At 74.5% G+C, this 24904-nt stretch carries 22 protein-coding genes; 9 read left to right on the forward strand and 13 right to left on the reverse strand.

Going from position 1 to position 24904, the window contains the following annotated elements:
• Window positions 1–316 precede the first annotated feature (316 nt).
• The 4 genes from QSK03_RS30595 to QSK03_RS30610 all read left to right on the forward strand — a co-directional run bounded on the left by QSK03_RS30595 (window position 317) and on the right by QSK03_RS30610 (window position 7230).
• Window positions 317–1816: a mannitol dehydrogenase family protein gene (locus QSK03_RS30595; RefSeq protein WP_285659377.1), complete on the forward strand. Its 1500-nt coding sequence runs from the start codon at window positions 317–319 to the stop codon at window positions 1814–1816.
• A 79-nt stretch (window positions 1817–1895) separates the two neighbouring features.
• Window positions 1896–4571: a LuxR C-terminal-related transcriptional regulator gene (locus QSK03_RS30600; protein ID WP_285659378.1), complete on the forward strand. Its 2676-nt coding sequence runs from the start codon at window positions 1896–1898 to the stop codon at window positions 4569–4571.
• 104 nt (window positions 4572–4675) lie between these two features.
• Window positions 4676–5578: an AurF N-oxygenase family protein gene (locus tag QSK03_RS30605; protein ID WP_285659379.1), complete on the forward strand. Its 903-nt coding sequence runs from the start codon at window positions 4676–4678 to the stop codon at window positions 5576–5578.
• Between the two features lie 14 nt (window positions 5579–5592).
• Window positions 5593–7230 carry an FAD-dependent oxidoreductase gene (locus QSK03_RS30610; protein WP_285659380.1) on the forward strand — a complete coding sequence of 546 codons (1638 nt, stop codon included), beginning with the start codon at window positions 5593–5595 and terminating at the stop codon, window positions 7228–7230.
• Here QSK03_RS30610 and QSK03_RS30615 read toward each other — a convergent pair.
• The 4 genes from QSK03_RS30615 to QSK03_RS30630 form a co-directional block, all read right to left on the reverse strand.
• On the reverse strand, window positions 7149–7703 hold the full coding sequence (locus QSK03_RS30615; RefSeq protein ID WP_285659381.1) for a TIGR03086 family metal-binding protein: 555 nt from the start codon (window positions 7701–7703) through the stop codon (window positions 7149–7151). The two genes, QSK03_RS30610 and QSK03_RS30615, sit on opposite strands and share 82 nt — an antisense overlap.
• Before the next feature lie 39 nt (window positions 7704–7742).
• Window positions 7743–9125 carry a ribosome biogenesis GTPase Der gene (gene der / locus QSK03_RS30620; protein ID WP_285659382.1) on the reverse strand — a complete coding sequence of 461 codons (1383 nt, stop codon included), beginning with the start codon at window positions 9123–9125 and terminating at the stop codon, window positions 7743–7745.
• Window positions 9126–9185: 60 nt separating this feature from the next.
• The gene (gene cmk, locus QSK03_RS30625) at window positions 9186–9941 is read right to left on the reverse strand and encodes a (d)CMP kinase (protein WP_285659383.1); all 756 of its coding nucleotides are present in this window, start codon (window positions 9939–9941) and stop codon (window positions 9186–9188) included.
• 102 nt (window positions 9942–10043) lie between these two features.
• Window positions 10044–10778 (reverse strand): pseudouridine synthase, encoded by a 735-nt coding sequence (locus tag QSK03_RS30630; protein ID WP_502872241.1) that lies wholly within the window; start codon window positions 10776–10778, stop codon window positions 10044–10046.
• A 173-nt stretch (window positions 10779–10951) separates the two neighbouring features.
• Here QSK03_RS30630 and QSK03_RS30635 point away from each other — a divergent pair, with 173 nt between their 5' ends.
• Window positions 10952–12055, forward strand: a complete 1104-nt coding sequence (locus QSK03_RS30635; RefSeq protein WP_285659385.1) for a glycosyltransferase family 4 protein — start codon at window positions 10952–10954, stop codon at window positions 12053–12055.
• A gap of 53 nt (window positions 12056–12108) precedes the next feature.
• Here the strand turns inward: QSK03_RS30635 and QSK03_RS30640 are convergent, their stop codons facing one another.
• Genes QSK03_RS30640 through QSK03_RS30655 form a run of 4 tightly spaced genes read right to left on the reverse strand, consistent with a single transcriptional unit; the run spans window position 12109 to window position 14751 of the window.
• Window positions 12109–12453, reverse strand: coding sequence for a carboxylesterase family protein (locus tag QSK03_RS30640; protein WP_285659387.1), 345 nt, complete (start codon window positions 12451–12453; stop codon window positions 12109–12111).
• A 14-nt stretch (window positions 12454–12467) separates the two neighbouring features.
• Window positions 12468–13040: an SMC-Scp complex subunit ScpB gene (gene scpB / locus QSK03_RS30645; protein WP_285659388.1), complete on the reverse strand. Its 573-nt coding sequence runs from the start codon at window positions 13038–13040 to the stop codon at window positions 12468–12470.
• Window positions 13037–13846 carry a segregation and condensation protein A gene (locus tag QSK03_RS30650; RefSeq protein ID WP_285659389.1) on the reverse strand — a complete coding sequence of 270 codons (810 nt, stop codon included), beginning with the start codon at window positions 13844–13846 and terminating at the stop codon, window positions 13037–13039. The genes scpB and QSK03_RS30650 overlap by 4 nt, the downstream gene beginning before the upstream one ends.
• Entirely contained in the window at window positions 13843–14751 is a 909-nt protein-coding gene (locus tag QSK03_RS30655; RefSeq protein WP_285659390.1) for a ParA family protein, read from the reverse strand. Before QSK03_RS30655 ends, QSK03_RS30650 begins: the two co-directional genes overlap by 4 nt.
• A gap of 286 nt (window positions 14752–15037) precedes the next feature.
• Between QSK03_RS30655 and QSK03_RS30660 the strand changes: the two genes are divergently transcribed.
• Both QSK03_RS30660 and QSK03_RS30665 read left to right on the forward strand, forming a co-directional pair.
• Window positions 15038–16273 (forward strand): MFS transporter, encoded by a 1236-nt coding sequence (locus QSK03_RS30660; protein ID WP_285659391.1) that lies wholly within the window; start codon window positions 15038–15040, stop codon window positions 16271–16273.
• Between the two features lie 106 nt (window positions 16274–16379).
• Window positions 16380–17180 (forward strand): SDR family oxidoreductase, encoded by an 801-nt coding sequence (locus QSK03_RS30665; protein ID WP_285659392.1) that lies wholly within the window; start codon window positions 16380–16382, stop codon window positions 17178–17180.
• 3 nt (window positions 17181–17183) lie between these two features.
• On the opposite strand, the gene QSK03_RS30670 is transcribed toward QSK03_RS30665, so the two are convergent.
• Window positions 17184–17780: a TetR/AcrR family transcriptional regulator gene (locus QSK03_RS30670; RefSeq protein WP_285659393.1), complete on the reverse strand. Its 597-nt coding sequence runs from the start codon at window positions 17778–17780 to the stop codon at window positions 17184–17186.
• A 100-nt stretch (window positions 17781–17880) separates the two neighbouring features.
• Here QSK03_RS30670 and QSK03_RS30675 point away from each other — a divergent pair, with 100 nt between their 5' ends.
• Window positions 17881–19332 carry a cytochrome P450 gene (locus QSK03_RS30675; RefSeq protein WP_285659394.1) on the forward strand — a complete coding sequence of 484 codons (1452 nt, stop codon included), beginning with the start codon at window positions 17881–17883 and terminating at the stop codon, window positions 19330–19332.
• 32 nt (window positions 19333–19364) lie between these two features.
• Here the strand turns inward: QSK03_RS30675 and xerD are convergent, their stop codons facing one another.
• The gene (xerD, locus tag QSK03_RS30680) at window positions 19365–20291 is read right to left on the reverse strand and encodes a site-specific tyrosine recombinase XerD (protein ID WP_285659395.1); all 927 of its coding nucleotides are present in this window, start codon (window positions 20289–20291) and stop codon (window positions 19365–19367) included.
• A complete protein-coding gene (gene ald / locus QSK03_RS30685) occupies window positions 20288–21412 on the reverse strand; it encodes an alanine dehydrogenase (protein WP_285659397.1) in 1125 nt (374 codons plus the stop codon). Before ald ends, xerD begins: the two co-directional genes overlap by 4 nt.
• Window positions 21413–21477: 65 nt before the next feature.
• Here ald and QSK03_RS30690 point away from each other — a divergent pair, with 65 nt between their 5' ends.
• Window positions 21478–22371: a TIGR03619 family F420-dependent LLM class oxidoreductase gene (locus QSK03_RS30690; protein ID WP_285659398.1), complete on the forward strand. Its 894-nt coding sequence runs from the start codon at window positions 21478–21480 to the stop codon at window positions 22369–22371.
• A 77-nt stretch (window positions 22372–22448) separates the two neighbouring features.
• Here QSK03_RS30690 and QSK03_RS30695 read toward each other — a convergent pair whose 3' ends face one another.
• The gene (locus QSK03_RS30695) at window positions 22449–23126 is read right to left on the reverse strand and encodes an NUDIX domain-containing protein (protein ID WP_285659399.1); all 678 of its coding nucleotides are present in this window, start codon (window positions 23124–23126) and stop codon (window positions 22449–22451) included.
• Entirely contained in the window at window positions 23123–24868 is a 1746-nt protein-coding gene (gene pyrG / locus QSK03_RS30700; RefSeq protein ID WP_502872242.1) for a CTP synthase, read from the reverse strand. The genes QSK03_RS30695 and pyrG overlap by 4 nt, the downstream gene beginning before the upstream one ends.
• Between the last annotated feature and the right edge of the window lie 36 nt (window positions 24869–24904).

Below are 24904 nucleotides of genomic sequence, written 5' to 3' on the forward strand. Positions count from 1 at the left end.
GCCGTCGCCGCCGAACTCAACGGCCGACCCCGCAAGACCCTCGACTGGCGCTGCCCCGCCCGAGCCATCGACCAACTACTCTCCGCCCCACCAACCACCGGTGTTGCGACCACCCCCTGAGCTCAAGACCGCCAGAGGTGCGTGGTGCGCTCTTGATCTCCAGCGCACGCGCAACCCCGAGAGTGGCGACAGCTCCCCCGCAAGATCGCCGCCGGTGCTCCGTCCGGTCGATCACGTCTCCCCCGAGGAGCACCTCGCGCGATCTTGTCCGCCGACCCTCCTGCACAGATCCGGTGGCGCACGCCATAGTGGGCGGGTGGCTGCGACGACGCTGACGGCGGCGACCCTGGCCGATCTCCCCGCGGGGGTCCCCGGCCCGACCTACGACCGCAGTGCGGTCTCGGTGGGCATCGTCCACTTCGGGGTCGGCGGGTTCCACCGGGCACACCAGGCGATGTACCTCGACGAGCTCATGCAGCAGGGCAAGGCCCTGGACTGGGGCATCTGCGGGGTGGGGGTGCTCGAGGCGGACAAGAGGATGGCCGAGGTCACCGAGGCCCAGGACGACCTCTACACCCTCGTGCTCAAGCACGCCGACGGCCGCCGCGAGCCGCGGATCATCGGCTCGATCGTCGACTACCTGTACGCCCCCGACGACCCGGAGGCCGTCCTCGAGCGCATGACCGACCCGGCCACCCGGATCGTCAGCCTCACCGTCACCGAGGGCGGCTACCACAAGAACGCGAGCACCGGCGAGTTCGACGACCGCGACCCCGCGATCCAGGCCGACATCGCGGCCGCCGAGGGCGCGGCGCCGCAGACCACCTTCGGTTACATCGTCGAGGCGCTGCGCCGCAGACGCGACGACGGCACCGGCCCGTTCACCGTCATGTCGTGCGACAACATCCAGGGCAACGGCCACGTCGCGCACGCGATGATCACCGCGTACGCGCGGCGGCGGGACCCGGAGCTCGCGGACTGGATCGAGGCGCAGGTCCCGTTCCCCAACTCCATGGTCGACCGGATCACGCCGCGCACGACGGACGAGGACCGCGAGGAGCTCAGCGCGAGCACCGGGATCGCCGACGCCTGGCCGGTCGTGTGCGAGCCGTTCACCCAGTGGGTGCTGGAGGACAAGTTCGTCGCCGGGCGGCCGGCGTTCGAAGACGTCGGCGTCCAGGTCGTCAACGACGTCGAGCCCTACGAGCTGATGAAGCTGCGCCTGCTCAACGCGAGCCACCAGGCGATCGCCTACCTCGGCTACCTCGCCGGCTACCGCTACGCCCACGAGGTCGCCGGCGACACGCTGTTCGCCGGGTTCACCCGCGCCTACATGGACCGCGAGGGCACGCCGACCCTCCAGCCGGTCCCGGGGGTCGACCTCGACGACTACAAGGCCACGCTCATCGAGCGCTTCGCCAACCCGGAGATCCGGGACACCCTCGCGCGGCTCGCCGCCGAGAGCTCCGACCGCATCCCGACCTGGCTCGTGCCGGTCATCCGGATCAACCTCGAGAACGGCGGCGAGATCGAGCGCTCCGCGCTGGTCGTCGCCTCCTGGGCCCGCTACGCGGAGGGCGCCGACGAGCAGGGCGAGCCGATCGAGGTCGTCGACACCGGCCGCGCGGAGGACCGCATCGCCGCCGCGCGCCGCTACCCCGACGAGCCGCTCGCGTTCCTCGCCGACCGCGACCTCTTCGGCGACCTGATCGACGACGAGCGGTTCACCACGGCCTACCGGGCCCACCTCGACGCCCTCCACACCCGGGGTTCGCGGGCGACGGTGACGGACGTCGAGGCACGATTGCCCCGTTGAGCACACAGCTGCTTCACACGTTCGGGCTCATTGGGGCAGACTTCCGGACTCCTTGACATCCGCATCCGGAGGACCGGCGGTGGCCCGAACCGCGAGTCCGACACCGCACGGGACCTGGCCGTTCACCGGTCGCGAGGCGGAGCTCCGCGCCGTGTCGGACGGCCTCGCCCGCGACGGCGCCGTGGTGGTGGCGGGCCCTGCCGGGGTCGGCAAGAGCCGTCTCGCCCGTGAGCTCGCCTGCCGCCTCGCCCCCGGGGATGCGGTGCACCTCGCGACCGGCTCGCTGTCCGCCCGCGACATCCCGCTCGGAGCGTTCGCACCGTGGCTGCCGGCGCCGGTCGACACCGGCGACGACCCCGAGGCCGGCGTCTCCGCGCTCGCCCGCGTCGGCGCGACGCTGCGCGCGGGCGGGCCGGACTCGCTGCTGCTGGTCGACGACGCGCACCTGCTCGACGAGGTGTCGGCCGTGCTCGTCGGCCAGCTGGCCGCCGAGGGGGCGCTGCGGCTCGTCCTGACCGTGCGGGCCGGCGAGCCCTGCCCCGAGGCGATCACGGCGATCTGGAAGGACGGGCTCGCCGCGCGCATCGAGATCGACCCGCTCGCGCCGGCAGCCGCCGCGGCCCTGCTGGGCACCGTGCTCGGCGGGCGGGTCGATGCCCAGACCGAGCGCCGCCTCCACGACGCGACCCGCGGCAACGTCCTCTGGCTGCGCCACCTCGTCGACGGCGAGCGCGCGGCGGGACGGCTGCGCCAGGTCGACGGACGCTGGGAGTGGCAGGGCCCCAGCGTCCTGCCGCCCGGGCTCGAGGCGCTGCTGGCCGCACGGATCGGGAAGCTCGACGAGGACGAGGCCCACGCGCTCGAGCTGGTGGCCCTCGGCGAACCGCTCGGTCTCGGTGTGCTGGTGGGACTCGTCCCCGAGGGCGCCGTCGACCGCCTCGCCGAACGCGGCCTCGTCCTCGCGGCCGAGGACGGCGTGCGGGCGGAGGTGCACCTCGCGCACCCCCTCTACGGCGAGGTGACCCGCGCGCGGATGAGCCTGCCGCGGGCCCGCCGCCGTCGCGGGGAGCTGTCCGCGGCGTTGCGCTCGACCGGCAGCCGTCGCGCCGGCGACGACCTGCGCCGCGCCGTGCTCGACCTCGGCAGCGACAGCCCGCCGGACTCGACGCTGCTCGTCCTCGCCGCCGAGCAGGCGATGAACCTGACCGACTTCGGGCTCGCCGAGCGCCTGTTGCGGGCGGCGGTCGAGGCGGGCGGCGGGTTCGACGCCCGTCTCGGGCTGGGCTTCCTGCTCGGCTGGATGATGCGCGCCGAGGAGGCCGACGCGGTCCTCGCCACCGCCCTGCCCGCCGCGGGGACCGCGCACGAGCGGGCGCGCGCGCTGCTCGCGCGGGTGCACATCCTCGTGTTCATCCTCGATCGTGCGGCCGAGGCGCGGGCGTTGCTCGACCGCGAGGGCGTCGACGCGGACGGGGCGCCGTTCCCGGAGACGACGGCCCTGCGCGCGGTCCTGCTGGTCTGCGTCGGCGACGTCGTCCCGGGCCTGGAGGCGACGGCCGCGGTCCTCGGGCGTCCCGGGACGTCGTCGCAGGCGACGACCTGGGCGTCGTGGGCCGCGGCGTACGGGGTCGCCTTCCGGGGCGCCGGCGGGACCTCGGTACGCGACCACGTCGTGCGCGGGATGGAGGCTGCCCGGCAGGCACCCGAGACCGGGGCGATGCTGGGCAACCTCGGGTTCGGCGACGTCCTCGAGGCGGGCTTGCGTGGCGTGCTCGACGACGCCCGCCCCCGACTCGACTGGGTCGAGAGCCTGTCCGGACAGCACGGGGCCACGTGGTCGGCGCTCTACCAGGGACGGCTCGCCCTCGAGGCCGGGCGCGTCGTCACCGCGGCGCGGCTGCTCGACAGCATCCTGCCGGCGTTCCCCGGCCACGGCGGCGGGTGGACGGCGTGGTTCCACGCGATGATCGCGCAGGCCCGCGCGGCGACCGGCGACGCCGCCGGCGCCTCGGCCGCGGTCACCGCGGCCGAGCAGGCGCGACATCCCGTGATCCGCGCCGGGGACGGCGACCTGCACCTCGCGCGGGCGTGGATCGCGGCCGCCCACGGGTCGCTGTCCGACGCCGTCGCGACGGCGCGCCGTCTCGCGGCCGAGGCACACCGGCAGGGCCAGCGCGCGATCGAGATGGTCGCCCGGCACACCGCGGTCCGGTTCGGCGACCGCGACCAGGTCGAGCCCCTCGCCGACCTCGCCCGCGTCCTGGACACCCCGCGCGCCCGCGCCGCCGCCCGCCACGCCGCCGGTCTGGCCGCCCGCGACCCGGACGTGCTGCTCGGCGCCGCCGACGAGCTCGAGGCCGCCGGTCTGCTGCTCGCGGCCGCGGACGCCGCCGCGCACGCCGCGTCCGCGGCCCGCGACCGGGGACGGCTCCCGGCCTCCACCGCCGCCGCCGACCGCGCGATCGCCCTGGCCGAGGACCGCTGCGAGGGCGCATCGACCCCCGCGCTCGAGCTGGCCCGCGCGCCGTTGCCGGTGAGCAGTCGCGAGCGGGAGGTCGCGGTCCTCGCCGCCGAGGGGCTGACCAACCGCCAGATCGCCGCACGCCTGCACGTCTCGGTGCGCACCGTCGAGAGCCACGTCTACCGCGCCTGCTCGCGACTCGGACTCCCCGACCGCGCGGCGCTCGCCGCCGCCGTCGCGCCCGGTCGCTCGGCGTCGGTGGCGCCGTCGGCACCACTTGGACACCGGCCGTGACGTCGGTCATGTCCGGGTGTGTATGACCTTCGGTAACGGGATACCTTCGGTAACAGGAACAGCGGTAACAGGAACACGCTGTACCTCGTACCCGGAGGCATCCGATGACCGAGCTGCTCGAGGCCCGCGCCGACGGCTCCCACGCCACGGCCCGCCGCCTGCTCGACTCCGCGGCCGCGCGCTCCCACGACCCGGAGACGGAGATCGACTGGGCGGCGCCGCTCGACCCGGACCAGCACGGGCTCAACCCGGAGTGGAGCACGCTCTACGGGACCGCGCTGTGGGACGAGGTGTCGCACGAGCAGCGCGTCCGGCTCACCCGGCACGAGGTGTGCTCGATCATGAGCACCGGGATCTGGTTCGAGATGATCCTGCAGCAGATGGTGCTGCGGGATCAGTACGCCGCCGACCCGGCCGACCCGGGATTCCGCTTCGCGCTCAGCGAGATCGGCGACGAGTGCCGCCACTCGATCATGTTCGCCCGCGCCTGCGAGACGATGGGCATCCACCCGTCGGTCCCGCCGCGCCTCGCCCTCGAGCTCGGGCGGTTCTTCAAGACCGTCGCCTCCGCCGAGTCCGCCTACGGCGGCATCCTCGTCGCCGAGGAGGTCCTCGACGTCATGCAGCGCGACTGGATGCGCGGCGAGGACGTGCTGCCGCTGGTGCGCGAGACCAGCCGCATCCACGTCGTCGAGGAGTCGCGGCACATGAAGTTCGCGCGCCAGGAGATGCGCGAGCGGCTGGCCGGCGCCGGCCGCACCCGCCGCCACCTCTCCGCCTGGCTGATCGCCGCGAGCGCCCAGGTGATCGTGGGCAACATGGTCCACGAGGGCGTCTACGCGGCCGCGGGGCTCGACCCCGAACGGGCCGTGCGCGAGGCGCGGCACAACGAGCACCACCACGCCATGGTCCGCTCGAGCTGCGCCCACCTCATGGACTTCCTCGGCCAGGTCGGGCTCCTCACGCGCCCGGCGACCGCGATGTACCAGCGCGTCCACATGCTCTGAGCCGGGGAACCGCCATGGCCTTCGCGATCACCCAGACCTGCTGCACCGACGCGTCCTGCGTGGCGGTCTGCCCGGTCAACTGCATCCACCCCACGCCCGACGAGCGCGGCTTCGGCTCCGCGTCGATGCTCTTCATCGACCCGGACGCGTGCATCGACTGCGGCGCCTGCGCCGATGCCTGCCCGGTCGACGCGATCGGTCCCGTGGACATGCTCGCGGACGAGGGCTACGCGGAGATCAACGCGGCGTACTTCCGGGAGCACCCGGCCGACCACGCCTGGGGCGCGCCGGACTTCCCCCGCACCGCCCCGGGCGTCGGGCCGCTGCGGGTCGCGGTCGTGGGCACCGGCCCGGCGGCCTGCTACGCGGCGCAGGAGCTCCTGCGGTCGACCGAGGCCGAGGTCACGATGATCGACCGCCTGGCGACGCCGGGCGGGCTGGTGCGCTACGGCGTCGCCCCCGACCACCCGTCGACGAAGAAGGTCGGCGACACGTTCGCCACGCTCTTCTCCCACCCGCGGGTCCGCCTGCACCTCGGCGTCGAGGTCGGCCGCGACCTCACCCACGCCGAGCTCGCCGAGCACCACCACGCGGTGATCTACGGGACCGGGCCGGCGGCCGACCGCCGCCTCGACGTGCCCGGCGAGGACCTGCCCGGCAGCGTGCCCGCCACCCGCGTCGTGGGCTGGTACAACGGCCACCCCGACGTGCCGCCCGACGCGCTCGACCCGGCGGTGGAGCTCGCCGGGCAGCGGGCGGTCGTGATCGGCAACGGCAACGTCGCACTCGACGTCGCCCGGGTCCTGCTCACCGACCCCGACGCGCTCGCGGGCACCGCGATCGCCGGGCACGCCCTGGAGCGCCTGCGCCGCAGCGCGGTGCGCGAGGTCGTGGTGCTCGGACGGCGGGGCCTCGAGCACGCCGCCTACACCCGCCCGGAGCTGCGCGCGCTGACCCGCCTCGACGGTGTCGAGCTGGTGGTCGACGACGACCCGGACACGGCGGCGGCCATCGAGGGCGCCGCGCCGGGCAGCCACGCGGGCTTGCTCGCCGGGGTGGCGCGCCGGCCGGTGGACCTCGCCGCGGCGCCCGGGCCCGGGCGACGGATCGTCCTGCGGTTCGGCTCCTCCCCCACCGCGATCCTCGGCGAGGACCGGGTCACCGCCGTGCGGACCGCGGCGGCGGACATCGCCGCCGGCCTCGCCGTCCGGGCCGTCGGCTACCGCGGCACACCCCTGCCGGGCCTGCCCTTCGACCCGGCGAGCGCGACGGTGCCGCACACGGCCGGTCGTGTCGTCGATCCCGACACCGGCAGCGGCGTGCCCGGCACCTACGTCGTCGGGTGGGCCAAGCGCGGCCCGTCGGGCGGCATCGGGACCAACCGGACGTGCGCGTCCGAGACCGTCGGCACGCTGCTCGACGACGCCCTCGCGGGCGAGCTCCCGGCGCCGACCCGCACAGCACGCCACCTCACGCGACTCCTGCGGCGCCGGCGTCGCCGCGGCCGATCGACGCCGGTGACCGTGGCGCCCGCCCGCGTGGGCGACGACAGCGTCGGACGATCAGCCGCTCACGGGCGCGGGTCGCGGCCGGCGAGGGCGAGCACGCGATCGAACTCGGTGTCGGTGGCGACCTCGACGATCGGGCCGTAGAGCCCGGTCCGGGCCTGCTCGCCCGCCTGCGCGACGCCGCCGACGAACTCGCCGACCGCCGCGACGTCGTCGTCGCGCACGGAGTACGCGGCGCCGATCGCGCGCGCCAGGTCCCACCCGTGCAGCACGAGCTCCTCGAGCGCGACGATCCCGAGCTGGGCGCGGGGCATCGTCAGCCCGCCCGCGGACCCCTCGCCCTCCCAGGCCGCGGGCTCCGTCCACGCCGTCGCGAGATCGGCGAGGCGCTCGTCGAGGAGCGCGCGCCACCCGTCGCCCACCTCGGCGGGCGCCCCGCCACGGTCGGACTCGGTGTGCCGGGCGACGTTCGCGAAGTGGGCGGTGAGGGCGAGCAGGTGCCCGACCAGCTCGCGCACGGTCCACGGCCCGCACGGCGAGGGACGGTCGAGGTCGTCGTCGGACACCTGCGCGGCGACCCGCGCGACCTCGCGTGCGGCCGGACCGAGATCGTGCACGGCGATCACTCCTCAGGACTCGTTGGTCCTGAGAACGTATCAGCGTTTGCGCCCGCCGCGCTTCCCCTTCTCGCGGACACGGACGTTGATCTGCACCGGCGTGCCGGTGAGCGGGAACGTCTCGCGCAGCTTGCGCTCGAGGAAGCGCCGGTAGCCCGCCTCGAGGAAGCCCGAGGTGAACAGCACGAACGTCGGCGGCCGGTTCTGCGCCTGGGTCGCGTAGAGGATCTTCGGCTGCTTGCCGCCGCGGACCGGCGGCGGCGTCGCCGCGACGACGTCGGAGAGCCACTGGTTGAGCTGCCCGGTGGGCACCCGGCGGTCCCAGTTCTCCAGCGCGGTGCGCATGGCCGGGGCGAGCTTCTGTACCGCCCGCCCGGTGCGCGCGGAGATGTTGACCCGCTCGACCCAGGGGAAGCGCACCAGCGCCCGCTCCAGCTCGCGGGTCATGGCGTACCGGCGGTCGTCGTCGACGAGGTCCCACTTGTTCATCGCGAGCACCAGGGCGCGGCCGGCCTCGGCGACCTGGGAGGCCACCCGCAGGTCCTGCTCGCTGATCGGCTCGGAGGCGTCGAGGAGCAGGACCGTGACCTCGGCGGCCTCGATCGCCGCCTTCGTGCGCAGCGAGGCGTAGTACTCGGTGCCCGAGGCCTGGCCGACCTTGCGGCGCAGGCCGGCGGTGTCGACGATCTTCCAGGTCTCGCCGTCGATCTCGACGAGCGAGTCGACGGGGTCGGTCGTCGTGCCGGCCACGGCGTCGACCACCGAGCGCGTCTCGCCGGTGAGCTGGTTGAGCAGGCTCGACTTGCCGACGTTGGGCTTGCCGACCAGCGCCACGCGCCGCGGTCCGCCCTCGAGGTCGACGTCGTCGCGCGGGCTGTCCGGCATGGCGTCGATGACGAGGTCGAGCAGGTCGCCCGAGCCGCGCCCGTGCAGCCCCGACACCGGGTGCGGCTCGCCGAGCCCGAGGCGCCACAGGGCCGAGAGCTCGTTCTCGCCCCGCTGGTCGTCGACCTTGGTGGCGGCCAGGATCACCGGACGGTCGGCCCGCCGCAGCGTGCGCGCCACGGCCTCGTCGACCGCGGTCGCGCCGACCTGGCCGTCGACGACGAGCAGGATGACGTCGGCGGTCGCCATCGCCGTCTCGGCCTGCGCCGAGATCGCCGCCTGCATGCCCTTGGCGCCGGGCTCCCAGCCGCCGGTGTCGAGCAGCGTGAACCGCCGCCCGTTCCACAGCGCGTCGTAGGCGACGCGGTCGCGCGTCACGCCCGAGACGTCCTGCACCACCGCCTCGCGGCGGCCCAGGATGCGGTTGACCAGCGTCGACTTGCCCACGTTGGGGCGCCCGACGACCGCCAGCACCGGCTGCGCCGGGCGTGCGTCATCACCGTCGATGCCCGTTCCTGCGTCGCCGTCGGCGAGCACAGCGGGCCCTTCCTCGTTAATGGTCCAGCTCCGCTTCGCTTCGTGTCCGGGCTCGATGCCCTAACCCTTGTGAGAGCCGACTCCCGCGTCGGCGAAGCCGACGATCATATCGCGGTCCTCGGCGAGGCCCTGCAGGCGGTCGAGCACGCCGTCGATGTCCAGCGTCGAGGTGTCGACCTCGACCGCGTCCTCGGCCGGGCGCAGCGGGGACGCCGCCCGGGAGGAGTCGAGCGTGTCGCGCCGTGCCAGGTCGGCCTGGGTGTCGGGCGCGCCGACCCGGCCCGCCGCCGTGTTCTCCGCGTCGCGGCGACCCGCGCGCACGAGCGCGGACGCCGTCAGGAAGATCTTCAGTCCGGCGTCGGGGACGACGACGGTGCCGATGTCGCGGCCCTCGACCACGATGCCCGTGCCGTCGGCGAGGGCCTCGGCGACGATCCGGCGCTGCTCGGAGACGAGGTGGGCGCGCACCGCCGTGAGCGCGGAGACCGCCGAGACCGCGCCGGTGACCGCGGTGCCGCGGATCTCCGCGCCGACGTCCTCGCCGTCGAGGCGCACGCGCGGCTCGGCCGGGTCGGTCGAGAGCTCGAGGCGGGCCCCAAGGACCACCGCCACCACGTCGTCGTGGCCCTCGGCGGTGGTGGCGGCGAGGTCGAGCGACAGCCCGGAGCGCAGCACGGCGAGGGTCGCGGCCCGGTACATGGCGCCGGTGTCGAGGTAGCGCGCGTCGAGGCGCATCGCCAGACCGCGTGCCGTGGTCGACTTGCCCGTGCCGGACGGCCCGTCGACGGCCACCACCCCGCGCAGCGTCGCGTCCATCCTGAAGCCGCCTCCCGAACACCGTGCGCACCGGACCGCATCCCGTTCGGGAGACCATTGTGCCCTGCGGTCGGGCCCGTTGTCGGCTCCGGGTGAGGCGGTCTACAGCCCGACGGCCCGGTAGAGCGAGCCGACCTCGTCCCGGTTGAGCTTGCGCAGCGTGCCCGGGCGCTGCTCGCCGAGGTGGACGTCCCCGACCGCGGTGCGCACGAGGCGCTGCACGGGCTTGTCGACGGCGTCGAGCAGGCGCCGCACGATGTGCTTGCGGCCCTCGTGGAGCACGACCTCCACCATCACCCGCGCCCCGGCGCGGTCGATCACCCGGAAGCTGTCGACGGCGGCCGGACCGTCGTCGAGCTCGACGCCGTCGCGCAGCCGGCGCCCGAGATCCTTGGGGATCGGCGCGCGGACCTCGGCGAGGTAGGTCTTGGGCACCTCGTAGGACGGGTGCATGAGGCGGTTCGCGAGCTCGCCGTCGTTGGTGAGCAGCAGCAGGCCCTCGGTCGCGGCGTCGAGGCGACCGACGTGGAAGAGCCGCTGTCCCTCGGCCTTCTCCAGCACGATGTCGCCGACGCAGCGGCGGCCCTCGTCGTCCCACATCGTCGAGAGCACGCCCTCGGGCTTGTTCAGCGCGAGGTGGACGGTCTCGGTGTCGGTGACGATGCGCGAGCCGTCGACGTGGATCACGGCGGTGTCCGGGTCGACCCGGATGCCCATCTCCTTGACGACCTTGCCGTCGACCTCGACGCGGCCGTTCCTCATGAGGATCTCGGCCTGGCGCCGGGACGCCACCCCCGCCTCGGCCAGGACCTTCTGCAGGCGGACGCCGTCACTCACGGTCACAGGTTACCAGCGGGCGGGGTGCCGCCGGACCGGTGACCGCTCGGCCCGCCGACCACACCGGTCGTCGCAGGAGACGCGCGGCGCACATCGCCGTCACGTGATCGACACGAGGCGGGCGTCAGCTACGACCGATGGGGGGACGAACAGCACGAACGGAGCAACTCACGGTGACCTACGTCCAGCCCGCGCCGACTCCTCCCGTCGTGTCGGCGCCGCGGCCCCGGGTGCTGGTGGTCGGACCGCGCGCGGACGCCAGGGGCGGGATCGGGAGCGTGCAGCACGCCCTGGAGCGGCACGCCGAGGCGCTGGCCGACCTCGACGTGGTCACCACCCACCGCGACGGACCGCCCGCGACCCGGCTCCGGACGATGGCCGCCGGCACCCTCTCGGCCGCGGCCCACCTCGTGCTCCGCCCGCCGGACCTCGTCCACATGCACGTCTCCCAGCGCTCGTCGGTGCTGCGCAAGGGACTGCTCGGCGCGGTGGCGCGGGCCCGTCGCGTGCCGGTCGTACTGCACCTCCACGGGTCGGAGTTCCTCGACTGGTTCGACGGGCTGCCCGCGCCGGCGCGGGCAGTGGTGCGCGCCCTGGTGCGGCCGCACCGGCTCGTCGTGCTCTCGGAGAGCCTGCGCGAGCGCTACGCGGCGCGCCTCGGCGTCGCGCTGCGCCAGGTGACCGCGCTGCCCAACCCCGTGGAGTGGCCGGAAGGCCCGGCCGGAGAGCGCCCGCCCGGTGGCGACGTCCTCGCGGTGTTCCTGGGCCGGTTCGGGGCGCGCAAGGGTGTCTACGACGTGGTGGCCTCCTGCGCGCTGCTCTCCCCGGCCGCGCGGCACCGGCTGCGGCTGGTGGCGGCGGGGGACGGCGAGGTCGACGGGGTCCGCGCGGCGGTCGCCGCCGCCGGCGTGGGCGACGTCGTCGAGGTCCGCGAGTGGCTGGACCGCGCCGAGCGCGACGCCCTGCTGCGCCGCGTCGAGGTGCTCGTGCTGCCCAGCTCGCACGAGGGGCTCCCGATGGCGGTGCTGGAAGCGATGGCCTTCGGTGTCGCGCCGGTGGTGACGCCCGTGGGCGCGCTGCCCGAGGTGGTCCGCGACGGGGAGAACGGCGTGCTCGTGCCCGTCGGCGACCCGGCCGCGCTCGCCGCGGCGCTCGAGGCGCTCGTCGCCGACGACGACCGCCGCCGCGCCCTCGGGCGGCGTGCGCGCGAGGACGCGGAGCCCTACGCCGCGACGCACTGGGCGGACCGCCTCGCCCGGATCTGGGCGGCGGCGTAGGCCAGGTTCGTCACAACCGTCGCGTCCGGCGCGACTACCTGTGGTCGAGTCGCTCATCGACCAATCGTGAACGCGCCGCCGTGCACGAACACCATGACCGGCAGCAGGTCGCCGGTCGCGGGCGTGCGGACGTCGGCGGTCAGGTACTCGGCGCCGGGCACCCAGCCCGGTCCGGTGATCGGGGTGATGTCGGGCATGCCCGGGTGCGGGGGCAGCTGGGCTGCGTTCGCGCCGTGCACCGTCGCGTCGCGCTCGCCGTCCCAGCTGATCGGCGCGGGGAGCGCGAACCGCCGCTCCCCCACCGGGGCCGCCGCGTAGGGGACGCCGAGGAAGGAGGCGATCCCGTCGGTCACCGTGCCCCGGATCGTCCCGCTCGTGGTCTTCCGGATCTCGTCCACGGATCCCGGGTTCCCTACTCGTCGATGTCGTCCACGTCGGGCAGCAGCGGGGCGATCGGCGGCAGGTCGTCGATGCTGTCGAGCCCGAGGCGCTCGAGGAACATCTCGGTGGTGCGGTACAGCGTGCCGCCGCCGGCGCCGTCCGTGCCCGCCTCGGTGATCAGCCCGCGGGCGGCGAGCGTGCGCATGACCCCGTCGACGTTGACCCCGCGCACCGCCGCGACCCGCGAGCGCGTCACCGGCTGGCGGTAGGCGACGACGGCGAGGGTCTCCAGCGCCGCGCGGGTCAGCCGCGTGCGCTGCCCGTCGAGGACGAAGCGCTCGACGTAGGGGGCGAAGCGGTCGCGGCTGTAGAGCCGCCAGCCCTCGGCCGTGGTGCGCAGCTCCATCCCGCGGGCGCGCTCGGTGTACTCCGCGGCCAGGCCCTGCAGGGCCTCCTGCACCCGCGGGATCGGCTGGCGCAGGACGTCGGCGAGCTGGTCGGTCGGGGCGGGCGCGTCGACCACGAGCAGCACCGCCTCCAGCGCCGCGGTCAGCTCGGCGTTGGAGACCAGCTCCTCCTCGAGCTCCTCGAGGGGATCGGTCACGCGTCCTCCTCCACCAGTCCGGCCGTTCCCGCGTCACCCCCGGGCGCCCAGCGCACGCGCAGCTCGGCGAAGGCCTCGGGCTGGTCGAGGGCGACGTCGCGGGCGCGGTACATCTCGAGCACGGCGAGGAAGCGTCCCACGACCTCGATGCCGTGCTCGCAGTCGGCGACGAGCGAGGCGAACGTCGCCGCGCCCTGCTCCTTCAGGCGCCCCGTGAGGATCATGACCTGCTCCGGCACCGACACCGTCGAGGCGTGCAGGTGGTCGATGCTCACCGTCGGCGGCGGCTGCGGGCGGAACACGGCCGCCGCGAGCTCGGCGAACCCCTGCGCGTCGACCCCGAGCTGCACGGGCGGCAGGAGCTCGGCGAACCGGGGCTCGAGCGTGACCGCCCGCGGGTAGCGCAGGCGCGCCGCGCCCTCGAGCTCGCGGAACAGCGCCGCGACCTGCTGGTACGCCCGGTACTGCAGCAGGCGCGCGAAGAGCACGTCCCGTGCCTCGAGCAGGGCGAGGTCGTCCTCGTCCTCCACGTCGGCCTGGGGCAGCAGCCGGGCGGCCTTGAGGTCGAGCAGGGTCGCCGCGACGACGAGGAAGCCGGTCGTCTCCTCGAGGTCGGCGTCGTCGCCGAGCGCCGCGGTGTAGGCGATGAAGTCGTCGGTGACCCGGGAGAGCGCCACCTCGGTGACGTCCAGCTCGTGGCGCCCGATGAGCTGCAGGAGCAGGTCGAACGGACCGGTGAAGTTGTCCAGGCTGACCTGGAAGCGGCTGCGTTCGGGGGCCTCGGTCTTCTCGGGGGCGAGCGTCACCGGGCGATGACCTCGCGGGCCAGGGCGCGGTAGGCCTCGGCGCCCGTGGAGCGCGTTGCCCAGCGGGTGATCGGCTCGCCGGCCACCGTCGTCTCCGGGAAGCGCACGGTGCGGTTGATGACGGCGTCGAAGACGAGCTCGCCGAACGCCTCGACGACGCGCGTCATCACCTCGCGGGTGTGCAGCGTGCGGGGGTCGTACATCGTGGCCAGGATGCCGGTGATCTCCAGCTTGGGGTTCAGGCGGTCCTGCACCTTCTCGATCGTGTCCATGAGCAGCGCGACCCCGCGCAGGCTGAAGAACTCGCACTCCAGCGGGATCAGCACGCCGTCGGCGCAGGCCAGGGCGTTGACCGTCAGCAGCCCGAGCGAGGGCTGGCAGTCGACGAGGACGTAGTCGTAGCGGTCGAGCACCGGGGCGATCGTGCGGCCCAGCGACTGCTCGCGGCCGACCTCGGTGACCAGCTGCACCTCGGCGGCCGAGAGGTCGATGTTCGACGGGAGCAGGTCCATGCCCTCGACGGTGGTCGTGCGGATGACGTCCTCGATCCGCGTGCCCTTCTCCATCAGCAGGTTGTAGATCGTGGTCTCGAGCTGGTGCGGCTGCACGCCCAGCCCGACCGACAGGGCGCCCTGCGGGTCGAAGTCGACGAGCAGCACCCGCCGCCCGTACTCGGCGAGCGCCGCGCCGAGGTTGATCGTCGACGTGGTCTTGCCGACGCCGCCCTTCTGGTTGCACATGGCGAGGACCGTCGCCGGCCCGTGCCCGTCGAGCGGGCCCGGCACCGGCACCTCCCGCCGCGGACGTCCCGGGGGGACCTCGTCCGCGCCCTCGGCCACGGTGTTCCGGACCCGCTCCGCCCGCCCGGATTCCTCAGGCCAGAGGACCGGCTGGGGGTTCGACATCGCGTCCCTCCCTCGCGTACCCGGTCGACGCGTGCTCGTGCGTTCAGCGTAGGAGGCCGGGGGTGCGCCTCAGTGCGCGACTCGCCGGGCGACGGGACGGCGTCGGAGGCCCGGTCCGTGCGACGGTGGCGCGTTCGGGTGGCGGCGGTCACGCACGGCGACCCGAACCGGCCGTTCCGTCACGATCTTCCCGATGAGCGGAAGGCCCGGTGACGCCTCTGTGTGGCCGTTCACATACTGCCCGCCACTGCGCGGACCAGCCCCGGACCCCACGAGGACGTGTGCGATGACCAGCGAACCGACGACCGCCACCCGATCCCCCCGCCGAGCCGCCGGAGCGGGCTGGGTGCGCCCGCTGTGCTGGTGCGCCGTGGCGCTCGAGGGCTTCGACCTCGTGGTGATCGGCGTCGTCATGCCCGTGCTGCTGCGCGACCCGGCGTGGGACCTCGACCCGGCCGGCGCCTCCGTGGTCGTCACGGTCGGCCTGCTCGGCGTCATGGTGGGAGCGCTGGCCGTCGGACCGATCGCCGACGTCGTCGGGCGCCGCCGCACGATGATCGCGACGGTCGCCGGGTTCTCCGTCCTGACGCTGGCCTGCGCCTTCGCCCCGAACCCCGAGGTGCTCGGCGTGCTGCGGTTCTTCGCCGGGCTGGGGCTCGGCGGCGTGCTGCCCGTCGCCCTGGCCCTCGTCGCCGAGTACGCGCCGGCCGGACGCGGGAGCAGCGCGACGACGATCATGATGACCGGCTACCACGTCGGCGCCGTCCTGACCGCCCTGCTCGGCATCCTGCTCATCGCGCCGCTCGGCTGGCCCGCGATGTTCGTGGCGGGCACGATCCCCGCCCTGGTCCTCGTACCGCTGCTGGTGCTGCGGCTGCCGGAATCGGCGGCCTACCTCGAGCGCCGTGCTTCCGGGGACTCGAGCTGGCGGCGCGAGCGGTCCAACCCGGTGGCCACGCTGTTCCGCGACGGCCTCGCGCGCCCGACCATCGCCTTCTGGATCGCGTCCTTCATGGGCCTGCTGCTGGTCTACGGGCTGAACACCTGGCTGCCGGAGATCATGCGCTCGGCCGGCTACGAGCTCGGCGCGGCGCTCGCCCTGCTGCTCGTGCTCAACGTCGGTGCGGTGCTCGGGCTGCTGCTCGCGGGCACCGTCGCCAACCGGATCGGGGTGCGCCCGGCGACGATCGCCTGGTTCGCCGCGGCGACCCTGTTCCTCGCGCTGCTCTCGATCCGCCTGCCCGGGATCGGGATCTACGTGAGCGTGCTGCTGGCGGGCCTGTTCGTCTTCTCCGCCCAGGTCCTCGTCTACGCCTACGTCTCGCAGCTCTACCCCGCTGGGGCCCGGGGCACAGCGCTCGGCACCGCCAGCGGCGTCGGGCGCCTCGGTGCCATCGCCGGCCCGATCGTCGGCGGCGCCCTGCTCCAGGCCGGCCTCGCCTACCCCTGGGGCTTCTACGCCTTCGCCGTCGTCGCCGCCCTCGGCGCCCTCGGCGTGGTGCTGGTGGGCCGCGCCCCCTGACGTGGGCTCGGCGGGCCGAGACTGTTGACCAGGCCGACCGAGCGCTGGACGCTCGGTCCGCCGGATCCGCCAGGCCCGGCGGCACGCTCCCGAGAGGATGCGACCGATGGCCCTCGCTGCGCGGTTTCCGTGGCGGCCGGAGTTCCTCGAGGGCTCCTCGTTCGTGGTCGGTGGCGCGAGCAGCGGCCTGGGCCGCGCGGTGGCCGAGCACCTCGTCGCTGCCGGCGCCCGGGTCCTCGTCGTCGGCCGCACATCGTCCGCACTCCGGGCGACGGTGTCCGACCTCGGCGACAGGACGTCCGCGTGTGTCGCCGACCTGGCGACACGGGACGGGGCCGAGACCGTCGTCGCCGAGGCGTCCGCCCGTTTCGGCAGCCTTGCCGGAGTGCTCGTCAACGCCGGTGGGGGTCCGCCGGGTGCGTCTCCGCTCCAGGTGGACGACGCGCAGTGGCGATCGACCTTCGACCTCCTGCTCGGCGGCCCGATCCACCTCGTCCGCAGCCTTCTGCCGATCCTCGATCCGGGGGCGTCGGTCCTGTTCGTCACCGCCACGTCCGTCCGTCAACCCGTTCCCGGCCTCGCCGTGTCGAACGTCCTGCGCCCCGGTGTCGCCGCCCTCGTCAAGATGCTCGCGCAGGAGCTCGCCCCGTGCGTCCGGGTGAACTCGCTCGCGCCCGGCCGTTTCGACACCGAGTACGTGCGGAAGCTGGAACAGACCTGGGCGGACGAGACCGGAGTCCCCGCCGACGAACAGCGGCGGACGGCGAGCGCCCGGATCCCGATGGGGCGTTACGGCGACCCGCACGAATTCGGACAAGCCGCGACGTTCCTGCTCTCGCCTGCGTCCTCGTACATCACGGGCACGTCGGTGCTCATCGACGGCGGCCTGGTGCCGGCGCTCCCGTGACCGCTAGCGCCGCGGCGTCCTCGTGACGTCGAGGAACCGGACGACGGCGGTCGCGATCTGGTCGGCGACGGCGTCGGGCGGGTGCAGCGGCAGCACGACGTGGCTGATGGTCAGGCGCGCGGCGATCTCGGCGGCCGACGACGCCGTCGCGGCGTCGAGCTCGGGGCGCCGGCGCTGCAGGAACGCCGCCGCCCGGTCGCGCGCCGCGGTGATCAGCGGCTCCGCCTCGCTCGTCAGCAACGGCAGCAGGTCGGCGGCGCCCTGGCCGGTGAGCATCACGCGCAGCAGCGGGTCGCGAGCGACGGTGTTGAGGGTCGTGCGCACCGCCTCCACCCACGCCCGGTACAGGTCGTCCTCGCCCTCGAGCGCGGCCTCGAGCCCTGCGAGGAACTCCTCGGTGCGCCGCAGCACGAGCGCCGCGGCCAGCCCCTGCTTGCTCGCGAACTCGTTGTAGAGCGTCTGCCGGCTGACCCCGATGCCGTCGGCGACGTCCTGGAGGCGCAGGCCCCGCCACCCGCCGGCCTCGAGCAGCTCCGCCGCCCGCTCGAGGGCCTCGTCGCGGACGAGGGTGCGGGTGCGCTCGGCGAACGACCGGCTCATGGTCGTCGACCCTAGACCGATGTGGCGTTCGTGTCTGCGCCGTGGACACAACAAGAATTCGTGTCTAGCGTCCGGGGCATCCGACACCGTGGAGGTGGCCGTGTCCGTGGTCCGCACCGCGACGGGTGAACGCCTGTCGTCCGTCGTGCTCGCGCCGATGCCGGCGGGGATCGACCGGCGCCTGCTCGAGAAGACGCGCCCGCAACGGGTCGTGCCGCTCGCGTCGCCGCCCACCGGATCGGACCTGAAGCCGGTCCCGGGCGACGCCGGCCCGCCTGTCATCGGGCACACGCTGTCCTACATCCGGTACGGCAGCGCCTTCACCCGCGCTCGGCACGCCACGCTCGGGCCGGTGTCGTGGTGCGGGTTCGTCGGCGAGCACGTCGTCATCGCCGCGGGCCCCGAGGCGACCCACCAGGTGCTCACCAACCCGGACAAGGCCTACTCGCAGGACGGCTGGCGCTTCCTCGTCGACGACTTCTTCCACCGCGGGCTGATGCTGCTCGACGGCGACGACCACCGCGTGCACCGCCGCGTCATGCAGGAGGCGTTCACGGCGCCGCGCGTCCGGGGCTACGTCCACCGCACCGTGCCCGTACTGCGCGAGGAGATCCCCACCTGGCCGCAGGGCCGGCAGCTGCGCGTCTACCCGATGCTCAAGCGCCTGACCCTCGACGTCGCCACCCACGTCTTCATGGACGACCGGTCAGGTCCCGAGGCGGAGCAGGTCAACCAGGCGTTCATGGCCTGCGTGCAGGCCGCCAGCTCGATCGTGCGCCGCGACCTGCCCGGCACCCGGTACCGCGCCGGGCTGCGCGGGCGGGCCCTGCTCGAGCGCTACTTCCGGGCGGCGCTGCCGGCGAAGCGGGCCGGGGAGGGCGACGACCTGTTCTCGGCGCTGTGCCGCGCGCGGACCCCGGAGGGCGAGGCGTTCACCGACGACGACGTCGTCAACCACATGATCTTCCTGATGATGGCGGCCCACGACACGTCGACGATCACCAGCGCGGCCGCGGCCTACTACCTCGCCGCGAACCCCGAATGGCAGGAGAAGGCGCGTGCGGAGTCGCTGGCGCTCGGGTCCGACGTGCCGGATCTGGCGGCGCTCCAGTCGCTCGAGACGCTCGACCTCGTCATCAAGGAGTCGCTGCGTCTCGCGGCGCCGGTGCCCGTGGTGATGCGGCGGACGACGAAGGACACCGCGCTGCTCGGCCACCACCTGCCGGCCGGCCAGCTGGTCATGGCCGCGGGCGCGGTGAACCACTTCGACCCGGCGATCTGGACCGAGCCCGACACCTTCGACCCCGACCGCTTCAGCGACTCCCGTCGCGAGGACAAGGCCCACCGCGACGCGTGGATCCCCTTCGGCGGCGGCGTGCACAAGTGCCTGGGCATGCTGTTCGGGTCGCTCGAGGTCACCGCGATCCTGCACGAGCTGCTGCGCCACCACCGCATCACCGTCGCGCCGGGCTACACGCCGCGCTGGGACAACACCTCGCTCCCCGTCCCCGCCGACGGCCTCCCCCTGCGCCTGGAGCCCCTCGGTATGTGAGCAGTTCGCGCCCCCAGAGGGGCGCCAACTGCTCACATACGGGCGCGCGGGTGGGCCATCGCGAAGACCTCGCGGAGGGTGTCGACGGTGACCTGGGTGTAGATCTGCGTCGTGGTCACCGAGGCGTGACCGAGCAGCTCCTGCACGACGCGCAGGTCGGCGCCACCGTCGAGCAGGTGCGTGGCGAACGAGTGGCGCAGGGTGTGCGGGGAGATCGCCGCGTCGACGCCCGCCCGGTCGGCGGCCTCGCGCAGCGACGCCCACGCGCTCTGGCGCGACAGACGCGCGCCGCGCGCGTTCAGGAACAGCGCCGGGGTCCCGCGGCCCGTGGCGGCGAGGGCGGGACGGGCGCGCACGCGGTAGGCGTCGAGGGCCGCGAGCGCCGGGCGCCCGATGGGCACGATGCGCTGCTTGCCGCCCTTGCCGGCCAGGCGCACCGAGCGCGCCACGGTGTCGACGTCGTCGACGTCCAGCCCGACGGCCTCGGTGACGCGCGCGCCGGTGGAGTAGAGCAGCTCGAGCAGCGCGCGGTCGCGCACGCCCGCCACGTCGTCGGTCTCGCCCCCGCGCACCGAGAGCAGCCGGTCGACCGTCGCGACGTCCAGCGCCTTGGGCAGCCGGCGCGGCGGCGACGGCGGGTGCACCTCCCGGGCGACGTCGACGGCGACCAGGCCCTCGGCGAGCGCGAACCGGTGCAGCCCGCGCACCGCGACCACGGCACGGGTCGCCGACGCCGTCGCCAGCGGCGCCCGGTCCCCGCCGCCGGTGCGCAGGGCGACGAGGAAGTCGGTGACGTGGCGCTCGGCGACCTCGGCGAGGTCGGTGACCCCCGCGGTGTCGAGGTGCTCGAGGTAGCGGTGCAGGTCGCGCCGGTAGGACGCCAGCGTGTTCTCCGCCGTGCCCCGCTCGACCGTGAGGTGGTCGAGGTAGAGGCGGACCGCCGAGGCCGGGGTGCTCATCCCGCCTCGGGCAGCACCTCGGCCAGCCGCCGCACCGGCAGGTCGTGGGCCGCGCCGACGGCGTCGGAGACCAGCTCGCCGTCGACCACTGCGATCCCCTTCGCCAGCGCCGGGTCGGCCGCCGCCGCGCCGGCGAGCCCGCTGTCGGCGAGCGCGAGGACGTAGGGCAGCGTGACGCCGGTCAGCGCGCGCGTGGAGGTCGTCGGCACCGCACCAGGCACGTTGGCGACGCAGTAGAAGATCGAGTCGTGCACGCGGTAGGTGGGCTCGGCGTGCGTGGTGGGCCGGGTGTCGGCGAAGCAGCCGCCCTGGTCGACGGCGAGGTCGACGAGCACCGACCCGCGGCGCATCTCGCCCACCAGCTCGTTCGGGACGAGCACGGGTGCCTTGGCACCGGGCACCAGCACCGCGCCGATCACGAGGTCGGCCTCGCGGCAGGCGCGCTCGACCTCGGGGGTGCTGGAGAGCACCGTCCGGACAGCGCCCGAGAAGATCTCGTCGACGCGCCGCAGCGCCTTGACGCTGACGTCGAGCACCTCCACCGACGCGCGCAGCCCCACCGCGATCGTCACCGCCGCGAGCCCGGACGTCCCGGCGCCGATCACCGCGACCCGCCCCGGCCGGACGCCCGGCACCCCGCCGAGGAGCACGCCGCGCCCGCCCTGCGCGTTCTCCAGGTGGTGCGCCCCGACCTGCGGCGCCATGCGCCCGGCGATCTCGCTCATCGGCGCGAGCAGCGGCAGGACGCCGTCGGGGGTCTGGACCGTCTCGTAGGCGACGGCCGTCGTGCCGGCGTCGAGCAGGGCGGTCGTGCACGCCCGGGACGCCGCGAGGTGCAGGTAGGTGAAGAGCACCTGACCGCGCCGCAGCCGGTGGTACTCCTCCTCGACGGGTTCCTTGACCTTGAGCAGCAGGTCGGCGGACGCCCACACCTCGTCGGCGGTGTCCAGCACGCTCGCGCCGGCCTCGCGGAACGCGTCGTCCGTGATTGCCGAGCCCAGCCCGGCACCGGTCTCGACGAGCACCTCGTGGCCGCGGCGCACGAGCTCGGTGACCCCGATGGCCGTCAGCGCGACCCGGTCCTCGTGGTCCTTGACCTCCCGCGGCACACCCACCTTCATGGCCGGACCATAGCGGGGCGCGCACCCCGTGACGGGGCGCCGCGCGGCGGGCGGACACTGATCACGTGCGACTCGGGTTCTCGGTGCCACAGTTCGGCGACGCCGTCGACGAGGCCGGCCGGATCGGCGACTTCGCGGCGCGCGCGGAGGAGATCGGGGCGGCGAGCCTGTGGGTCGGCGACCGGCTGCTCGCCGCCGTCGACCCGACGGTGGGCTACGGCGGCACCGACACGATTCCCGAGCAGTTCCGCCGCACCCTCGACCCGTTCGCCCTGCTCGCCGTGGCCGCGACCCGGACGACGCGGGTCACGCTCGGCACCAGCGTGATCGTCGGCCCGCTCTATCCGCCGGCCGTGCTCGCGCGCTCGCTCGGGACGATCGGCGCGCTGGCCGCCGGTCGCCTCGTCGCCGGGCTGGGCATCGGCTGGTCGCCCGAGGAGTACGCGGGCGCCGGGCTGGGCTTCGACCACCGGGGCGCCCGGCTCGACGAGCTCCTCGACGGGCTGGACGCGCTCTGGTCCGCGGCGCCCGCGCCCCTGACCGGACCCCGCTTCCCGCTGCCCGCGGTCCACGTCGAGACCCCGGAGCCGCGCCCGGCGGTCTACCTCTCCGCGTGGTCCGAGGCCGCGCTGCGCCGCGTCGGGCGCCGCGCCGACGGGTGGCTGCCGGTCGGGCGGCTGCCGAGCGACGACATCGAGGGCCAGGCCCGGGCGCTGCTGCGGTTCCGCGCGAACATCGACGCCGCCGCCGAGGAGGCGGGCCGGGACCCGCAGGCCGTCGGCACGGCGCTGCGTCTCAACGCCGCCGCCGGCACCGACGCGGCCACGATCGCCGACGCCGCGCGCCGCTTCGTCGACCTCACGGGCTTCACCGACGTGTTCGTCGACCCCATGTACGTCGCCCCGGGCGTCGACGACGGCCTGGCGCTGCTCGAGGACCTGATCCGCCGGACGGCGTAGTCGCCGGCACAGGCCCCAGTGATCAACGGGGACTTCGCGCGCCTAGAAGCAGCGAACAGCACGTTCACTGCACACCCTCAGCGCCGGGCGGCCCGGCGCGCCGCGAAGTCGGCGGGGCGGTCGAGCCACGGCGCGACGACCGGCCGGGGCGTGAACCGGCCGTCGCGCACCGCCGCGGCGGCGAACACGCCCGCGACGCACGGCCCGTTGACCAGCGCGCCCGACATGGCGCCGGCGACGAGGTCGTCGAGGGGCACCCGGCGGATCACGAGGTCGGCCTCCTCGTCGTCGCCCGAGGCCGGGCGCTCCACCGACCGCAGCCCGCGGGCGAGGAACACGCGCACCGACTCGTCGGCGAAGCCGGGGCAGCCGGCGATGTCGACGAGCGTCGCCCAGTCGTCGGCCTCGATGCCGACCTCCTCGACCAGCTCGCGCTGCGCGGCCACGACCGGGTCCTCGGACGGGTCGTCGAGCAGCCCCGCCGGCATCTCCCACAGGCGCCGCCCGAGCGCGGGGCGGTACTGGTAGATCATGACGAGGCGGTCGTCCTCGTCGAGCGCGGCGACGGCGACGGCCCCGAAGTGCTCGACCTTCTCCCGCCCGGCGATCCGCCCGCCGGGCATCCGCACGTCGTCGCGCCGCAGCGCGAAGATCGGGCCCTCGTAGATCGTCTCGCCGGAGACGACGGCGAAGTCGTGCGGCGGCCGGCCGCCGTGCGGGTCGTCCAGGGAGCCCGGGGTGATCGGGTGCGTCACGTCGACGCCGTGGCCGGGATGTCGACGCCGTCGACGCGCGCGGCGGAGTCGTCGCCGTCGAGCTCGTCGGGTGCGGCCGACGTGTCCAGGTCCAGGCGCCCGGACGCGACGTGGCGCAGCGACGCCGCGACGAACGCGCGGAACAGTGGGTGCGCCCGGGTCGGGCGGCTCTTGAGCTCCGGGTGCGCCTGCGTGCCGACGAAGAACGGGTGCTGGTCGCGGGGCAGCTCGACGAACTCCACGAGCGAGCCGTCGGGCGAGGTCCCGGAGAACACCAGGCCGGCCTCGCCGAGGCGCTCGCGGTAGGCGTTGTTGACCTCGTAGCGGTGGCGGTGCCGCTCGGTGACCTTCCCGGTGCCGTAGGCGGCGCGGGTGACGGTGTCGGGGGCGAGCACCGCGGGCCACGACCCGAGGCGCATCGTGCCGCCCATGTCCCGCTCGCCGGCGACGACGTCGGTCTGGTCGGCCATCGTCGAGATCACCGGATGCGGGGTCGTCTCGTCGAACTCCGCCGAGTTGGCGCCCTCGAGCCCGGCCATCGACCGCGCCGCGTGGATCACCATGCACTGCAGGCCGAGGCAGAGGCCGAGCGCGGGGATGCCGTTGCGGTGCGCGTGGGCGAGCGCCCCGACCTTGCCCTCGATCCCGCGGATGCCGAACCCGCCGGGTACGAGGATGCCGTCGACGCCCTGCAGCGCCGCGGCGGCGCCGGCCGCGCTCTCGCACTCGTCGGACCCGACCCACCGCACGGCGACCCGGGCGCGGTGCGCGAAGCCGCCGGCCCGCAGCGCCTCGGTGACCGAGAGGTAGGCGTCGGGCAGGTCGACGTACTTACCGACGATCGCGATGTCGACGGTCTCCTTCGGGTGGTGCACGCGGTCGAGCAGGTCGCCCCACACCGTCCAGTCGACGTCGCGGAACGGCAGGCCGAGCCGGCGCACCACGTAGGCGTCGAGGCCCTCGCCGTGCAGCACCTTGGGGATGTCGTAGATCGAGGGCGCGTCCGGGCACGCGACGACGCCGTCGTCCTCGACGTCGCACATCAGGCTGATCTTGCGCGTCATGTCCTCGGGGATGTCCCGGTCGGCGCGCAGCACGAGCCCGTCGGGCTGGATACCGATGTTGCGCAGCGCCGCCACCGAGTGCTGCGTCGGCTTGGTCTTGAGCTCCCCCGACGGCGCCAGGAACGGCACCAGCGAGACGTGCAGGAAGAAGCAGTTGTCCCGGCCGACCTCGTGGCGGAGCTGGCGCGCGGCCTCGAGGAACGGCAGCGACTCGATGTCGCCGACGGTCCCGCCGACCTCGGTGATCACCACGTCGGGGGCCGGGTCCGCCGTGCGCATGGCCAGCACCCGCGCCTTGATCTCGTCGGTGATGTGCGGGATGACCTGCACGGTGTCGCCGAGGTACTCGCCGCGCCGCTCCTTGGCGATGACGGTCGAGTAGACCTGCCCCGTCGTGACGTTGGCGCGCGCCGAGAGGTCCCGGTCGAGGAAGCGCTCGTAGTGCCCGATGTCGAGGTCGGTCTCGGCGCCGTCCTCGGTGACGAAGACCTCCCCGTGCTGGAACGGGTTCATCGTCCCGGGGTCGACGTTGAGGTACGGGTCGAGCTTCTGCATCGTGACCCGCAGGCCGCGCGCCGTGAGCAGCTGGCCGAGGCTCGACGCCGTCAGCCCCTTGCCCAGCGACGAGGCGACGCCTCCGGTGACGAACACGTGCTTGGTCGTCCGCGGCGGCTGCATGCTCAGACCCCCTGGATGATGTTCGAGAGGGCCGTT

Origin of the sequence: Actinomycetospora sp. NBRC 106375, from assembly GCF_030269665.1 — a bacterium.
In the GTDB taxonomy this organism is placed as follows: Bacteria; Actinomycetota; Actinomycetes; order Mycobacteriales; family Pseudonocardiaceae; genus Actinomycetospora.